General features: G+C 63.8%; 2 protein-coding genes and 2 pseudogenes. 1 reads left to right on the top strand and 3 read right to left on the bottom strand.

Features of this window, described 5'->3' with window-relative positions:
* The 3 genes and pseudogenes from AB0B91_RS65780 to AB0B91_RS65770 form a co-directional block, all read right to left on the bottom strand.
* Positions 1-920 (bottom strand): annotated as a pseudogene (locus AB0B91_RS65780) (hypothetical protein); the annotation flags it as partial.
* A 128-nt stretch (positions 921-1,048) separates the two neighbouring features.
* Positions 1,049-1,174 carry a hypothetical protein gene (locus AB0B91_RS65775; protein ID WP_269458889.1) on the bottom strand — a complete coding sequence of 42 codons (126 nt, stop codon included), beginning with the start codon at positions 1,172-1,174 and terminating at the stop codon, positions 1,049-1,051.
* Positions 1,174-1,272 (bottom strand): annotated as a pseudogene (locus tag AB0B91_RS65770) (ISAs1 family transposase); the annotation flags it as partial. The gene AB0B91_RS65775 and the pseudogene AB0B91_RS65770, both read right to left, overlap by 1 nt.
* 132 nt (positions 1,273-1,404) lie before the next feature.
* Between AB0B91_RS65770 and AB0B91_RS65765 the strand changes: the two are divergent.
* A partial coding sequence (locus AB0B91_RS65765; RefSeq protein ID WP_358343171.1) for a sigma factor occupies positions 1,405-1,663 on the top strand: 259 nt, incomplete at its 3' end.

The following is a 1,663-nucleotide window of genomic DNA, read 5'->3' as shown; positions in this document are numbered from 1 at the left end:
CTTGCGGCGGGCTGGGCCCGCCGCAAGTATTCGAATACCTTACGAGCTTCGGGACGCTCGACCTTCAGCACCGCCGCTCCAGGGATCGTCCGCCACTTACGGGTGGCCTTGAGATAGAACGAGTTCTGGCTGGCAATGACGAGTGGATCGCGTGGCAACTTGGACAGCGCGGCCGCCGCCGATCCCAGCGATAGCTGGTCAAGGTTGTCGAGCAGGGGAAGCAGCCTGCCTTCGTCCATCAGAAGCACGGCTTGCCGGTCCCCGGTATACGGATCTTTCGCGGCAAGCACGGGATAAGCCCGCGAGCTCTCGTCGATGAGCCAGTCCCGAAAGGGTGTGTCGTCGGTGTTCCAGGTCCGAAGGTCGAGAATTACGGGAAGACTCGGGAGAGTCCTGTCGGACGGCGTGTCGTTGATCTGGCGCAGCATGTCCTCCGCGAGTGCCCGCAGTAGGGTCGATTTGCCGAAACCGGAATCGCCCAGGATCACCAACCTTCCCGTGGGGATCCTCCGATATGTCGCGGGTAGTTCGGTGCTGCTGCTGAGCAGGATGTCCAATCGCTCCTTTGACTGTCCGGTGATGTTCTCCCAATGGTCTGATGATGGTGGGCCGACAGCCGACAGTCGGACGGGGATCCGAGTTTGGGGATCGATCCTGCCGGTGTCCACACCGCCAGCGGTTATGCGTGCAATGTGCGCGGCCGCCCGTCGGTGGAGATTGTCAATGCTGGTGTTATCGCTCAGGAAGTCCCGCTTCTGCGGGCGTAAAAAAGTTAGAGTAGCGACGGCCAGAGTGACAAAGCCACCCGCAATACCGTAAATCCAACTGGTGCCCTCGATGCCGTTGGACCGCCATCCGAACACCGTCGCGGTCAGAAGAGCTAGAAAAAATGTGATGACTACGGACCACCGTAGGAACATGAACCGAGGGTACTTGCCGACAGTTGAATTCTCGGTCGGCTACCCGACTTTGCTCAATAAGTGCGTACGCTGGCTTTGTGCCGGCACCGCACTCGGCGGCACTCGGCACCCAGGCCCCGGCAAAGTCGTCAGGTGATCCCGAGCAGTGCCAGCGGGCGGGTGCTGTCGCGGGCGTGATGTCGGTCGGCGGCGGCAATGTTGGTGACTCCGATCAGGGGTAGGGCGCCGATCGCGGCGTTGCGTAGGGCGGCCATGACTTCGGTCCGGTGCCGGTGCGGATCTGGCTGCGGTCTTCGTCGTAGGTGACGTCGCGGACCCAGTGAGTCTTGTTCTCGATCGACCAGTGACTGCGGCCACGATCTTCGCGCTCGGTGCGCGGCGGGATACGTGCACGGCGGGTTCCGCGCCCCGGCCGTCCGCCGCTCTCGTTCGAGAGGTGCGCCGTGATCTGCAACAGAGTCGGCGTGGGCGGTCATAGTGGGGTGTGAGGCATCAGGTACGGCCGTCGGACGAGGAACTGTGGGCTTCGATCGCCGCCGGTGACGAGTCGGCGTTCGGTCGGCTCTTCGACCGGTACTCCCGTCCGGTCTACAACCACGCGTTCCGGCTGACTGGGTCGTGGTCGACGGCCGAGGACGTCACCCAGGCGACGTTCCTCGTCGCGTGGCGTCGCCGTCGCGACGCCCGGCTGGTGGACGGCTCGGCGCTGCCGTGGCTGCTGGTCGTCGCCACCAACGAGGTCC

It is taken from the genome of Nonomuraea sp. NPDC049141 (genome assembly GCF_040648415.1).
Classification (GTDB): Bacteria; Actinomycetota; Actinomycetes; order Streptosporangiales; family Streptosporangiaceae; genus Nonomuraea.
The sequence above is the reverse complement of the archived record's forward strand: the minus strand, read 5'-3'. Positions and strand labels throughout refer to the sequence as shown.